A 1,074-nucleotide genomic window follows, 5' to 3' on the forward strand; every position below is an offset into this window, starting at 1 on the left:
TCGTGGATGAGCTGGATCTCGGCGAGCTGGGGTTCGATGGGGTTTCGCCGGCCGCCACCGGGCGCCCCGGTTATCACCCGGCGACGCTGCTCAAGATCTATATCTACGGCTATCTCAACCGTATCCCCTCCAGCCGCCGACTGGAGCGTGAGGCCCAGCGCAACCTGGAACTGATCTGGCTGACCGGACGGTGTGCGCCCGACTTCAAGACCATCGCCGACTTCCGCAAGGACAACGGCCCGGCCATCCGGCGCGTGTGCAGCCAGTTCGTGGTGCTGTGTCGTCGCCTGAAACTGTTCACCGAGGCCGTGGTCGCGATCGACGGCAGCAAGTTCAAGGCGGTGAACGGACGCGATCGCAATCTCTCCGAGGCCAAGCTCAAGGCACGCCAGGCGCAGCTCGACAGCAGCGTGGCGCGCTACCTGGCGGAGCTGGATCAGGCCGATCGTGAGCCCGGCCGGCTCCCGGAGGCGCGCATCGCCCACCTGACGCAGAAGCTCGCCACGGTCCGTGAGCAAATGCAGCAGCTCGAAGGATTAGGCGAGCGCATGCGGCAAGCGCCTGACCAACAGCTGTCGCTGACCGATCCCGATGCACGATCCATGGCCACGCACGGTCGCGGCTCGGGCGTCGTCGGCTACAACGTGCAGGCGGCCGTCGATACCCAACATCACTTGATCGTGGCGCACGAGGTCACTAACGAAGGCCACGACCGCGATCAGCTGGCGACCATGGCCGGGCAGGCACGCGAAGCGATGGGACACGACGCACTGACCGCGCTGGCCGATAGGGGCTACTACAAGGGCGAGGAAATCCTTGCCTGCGAGGAGGCAGGCATCACGCCGCTTGTGCCCCAAACGCAGACCTCCTCCAGTGCGGCGGCGGGGCGCTTTACCAAGCAGGACTTCCGCTACGACGCCGCTACCGATAGCTATCGGTGCCCCGCCGGCAACGTGGCCACGCGCCGCATGAGCACGGACGAAAACGGCAAGACGATCCACGTCTACTGGTCATCCGCTTGCCCGAGCTGCCCACTGCGTACGAACTGCACCACCGGCCGTTATCGGCGCTTGC

General features: G+C 65.8%; 1 protein-coding gene. It reads left to right on the forward strand.

The window, feature by feature from the left end; genetic code table 11:
- On the forward strand, positions 1–1,074 hold a 1,074-nt coding region (locus JHD67_RS21375; RefSeq protein WP_199101156.1), incomplete at both ends, for an IS1182 family transposase.

The sequence above is a fragment of the Dyella sp. ASV21 genome (assembly GCF_016428975.1).
Classification (GTDB): Bacteria; Pseudomonadota; Gammaproteobacteria; order Xanthomonadales; family Rhodanobacteraceae; genus Dyella.